At 69.6% G+C, this 2767-nt stretch carries 3 protein-coding genes; 1 reads left to right on the top strand and 2 read right to left on the bottom strand.

Annotated features, from left to right (window positions below):
• A partial coding sequence (locus tag IY392_RS11145) for a GAF domain-containing protein (protein ID WP_194861248.1) occupies positions 1-628 on the bottom strand: 628 nt, incomplete at its 3' end.
• A gap of 68 nt (positions 629-696) precedes the next feature.
• On the opposite strand from IY392_RS11145, the gene IY392_RS11140 reads away from it, so the two are divergent.
• Complete coding sequence (locus tag IY392_RS11140) at positions 697-2514, top strand: NAD(P)/FAD-dependent oxidoreductase (protein ID WP_194861247.1); 1818 nt, start codon at positions 697-699, stop codon at positions 2512-2514.
• Positions 2515-2587: 73 nt separating this feature from the next.
• Here the strand turns inward: IY392_RS11140 and IY392_RS11135 are convergent.
• Positions 2588-2767, bottom strand: a 180-nt coding sequence (locus IY392_RS11135) for a hypothetical protein (RefSeq protein WP_228549298.1), incomplete at its 5' end; no start/stop codon positions are given.

The raw sequence follows: 2767 nt of genomic DNA, 5'->3' as shown, positions 1-2767 counted from the left end.
CCTCGGCGAGCCGCACACCGCACCGGACCAGCGCCGCCGTCTCAGAACTCGAGAAGCGCACCGGGTGGGAGACGTCCAGCACGCCGAGGATCCTGCCGCCGGCGTCGCGGACGGGACTGGCCGTGCACGTCCACCCGTGGTGGGCCCGGACATAGTGTTCGCCCGCGGTGGCGTGGGTCAACGTCCCGGTCTCCAGCGCGAGGGAGATGCCGTTCGTGCCGATTCCCCGCTCCGACCAGTCCGCGCCCTCGGCGAACGCGATCGCGTCCGCGCGGCGGAGCACCTCGGGACTGCCCGATCTCCAGAGAAGACACCCCCGCGCATCCGTGAGCACCACGAGGTGGCGGCCCGCGGCCGACGTGTCGGACACCGAGGCCACCACGTCGGCGGCGATGTGCCGCAGCGGCGTGCGCCCACGCGCGTCCGCCACCTGCTCACGGCTGAGGACGCGCGCGGGCAACTCCTGATCCGGCGATATCCCGGCCGCACCGCTACGCCTCCACGCCCGCAGCACCCGCGTGTCGAGATCCGAGGTCGCGCCACCGGCGAGCGCGATCCCGTGGGCCCGGATCGAGCGCTCGGCGAAGGCCCGGGGGTCGGAGAACCTGAGGGCCGGGTGCAACGACATTGCCACCCCCTGGGGACAAAAGTGTGATCTACGTCATCGCCGAAGCTACACGACACGAAGGAGCGGACATGACCCAGACGACAGCCGTCCCCACCGAGCGAGGTGGGCCGGACGAGACGATCACCTCCTGGCTCGCGGAGTTCGACGACGCCCTCCGGGCGGGGGACTCCGACCGGGCCGCGCAGCTGTTCGAGCCCGACGGGTACTGGCGTGACTTCGTGGCCTTCACGTGGAACCTCAAGACACTCGAGGGACGCGAGCAGATCCGCCGGATGCTCGACTCCCAGCTCGCCGCGGTCTCGCCCTCCGACTGGTCGCTCGACGAACCCGCGAGCGCGTCGGACGGTGTGGTCGAGGCGTGGGTGAGCTTCGAGACCGTGGCCGGCCGCGGATGGGCCCACCTCCGACTGCGTGACGGCAGGGCCTGGACCCTCCTGACCACGATGCAGGAGCTCAGAGGCCACGAGGAGAAGAGGCGTCGGACCCGGGAGCAGGGCGTCGAACACGTCATCCGGAGGGGGCGCAAGACCTGGCTCGAGCGGAAGCGGGAACGTCAGGAGACGCTCGGCTACACCGAGCAGCCGTACACGGTGATCATCGGTGGCGGGCAAGGCGGGATCGGACTCGCGGCCCGACTCAAGCGCCTGGGCGTGCCGACCCTGGTGATCGAGAAGAACGAGCGGGCCGGCGACTCGTGGCGCAAGCGCTACAAGTCGCTCCACCTCCACGATCCGGTCTGGTACGACCATCTCCCGTACATCCCCTTCCCCGACGACTGGCCCGTGTTCCCCTCGAAGGACAAGGTCGGGGACTGGCTGGAGCACTACACCGCGATCATGGAGCTCGACTACTGGTCCGGCACGCAGTGTCTCAACGCGGACTTCGACGACCAGTCCGGCACCTGGCGTGTCGAGGTGGACCGGCGCGGTGAGAGGGTCGAACTCCGACCCACCCAGCTGGTGTTCGCCCTCGGGGTCTCCGGTTACCCCAACATCCCTCACGTCGAGGGCGCCGAGTCGTTCGCGGGGGAGCAGTGGCACTCCTCCGAGTTCACGGGTGAGGGGGACGTGGAGGGTAAGCGGGCCGTGGTGATCGGCTCGAACAACTCCGCGCACGACATCTGTGCCGCGCTGTGGGACCACGGCGCCCAGGTCACCATGGTGCAGCGCTCCTCCACCCACATCGCGAGAAGTGACTCGCTCATGTCGCTCGCGCTCGGACCCCTGTACTCCGAGGAGGCCCTCGAGGCCGGCGTGACGACCGAGAAGGCCGACATGCTCTTCGCCTCCTGGCCCTACCGGCTGCTCCCCGGGGTGCAGATCCCCGTCTACGAGCAGATGGCGGAGAAGGACGCCGAGTTCTACGGCAGGCTCCGGGACGCCGGGTTCGAGCTGGACTTCGGGGAGGACGGCTCCGGCCTGTTTCTCAAGTACCTCCGTCGCGGCTCGGGATACTACATCGACGTCGGTGCCAGTCAGCTGGTGATCGACGGCGAGGTCGCGTTGGCGCGCGGTCAGGCGACGCGGATCCACCCCGACGGGGTGGAGCTGGACGACGGGACGATCCTGCCCGCCGACCTCATCGTCTACGCCACCGGCTACGGCTCGATGAACCAGTGGCTGACCGATCTGGTGTCCCAGGACGTCGCCGACCGGGTGGGCAAGGTCTGGGGATACGGTTCCGACACCACCCGGGACCCCGGGCCCTGGGAGGGGGAGCTGCGCAACATGTGGAAGCCGACGAACGTCGACCAGCTCTGGATCCACGGCGGCAACCTGCACCAGTCACGCCACTACTCCAAGTACCTGGCCCTGCAGCTCAAGGCGAGGATGGAAGGAGTGCCCACCCCGGTGTACGAGGTCCAGCGCGTTCATCACCCCTGCTGACGGCGGAGCCGGAAGAGCACTGCGGCCCGTGATCGAGGTCTCGATCACGGGCCGCAGTGCGTGTGACGGGAGGTCAGCCGAGGGACAGGCCGTAACCGCCCGGCTTCGTCGACCGGGGGATCGAGTTGGCCTTCCCGGGCGCCGCCGGTGCCTTCGCCTCGGTGGCCGTGTTGTCGGATGCCGGGGTGTCGGTCTTCGGCTCCTCGGTCGCCGTGTCCGGCGCCGTCGTGGGCTCGGCGGGTGACGTCTCCGC

The organism is Dietzia sp. SYD-A1 (assembly GCF_015356725.1).
In the GTDB taxonomy this organism is placed as follows: Bacteria; Actinomycetota; Actinomycetes; order Mycobacteriales; family Mycobacteriaceae; genus Dietzia.
This window is presented reverse-complemented; position numbering and strand designations above follow the sequence as displayed.

Bases quoted from the DNA above. Each gene is read 5' to 3' on its own strand.
- IY392_RS11140 (WP_194861247.1), top strand. From the start codon at position 697: ATGACCCAGACGACAGCCGTCCCCACCGAGCGAGGTGGGCCGGACGAG.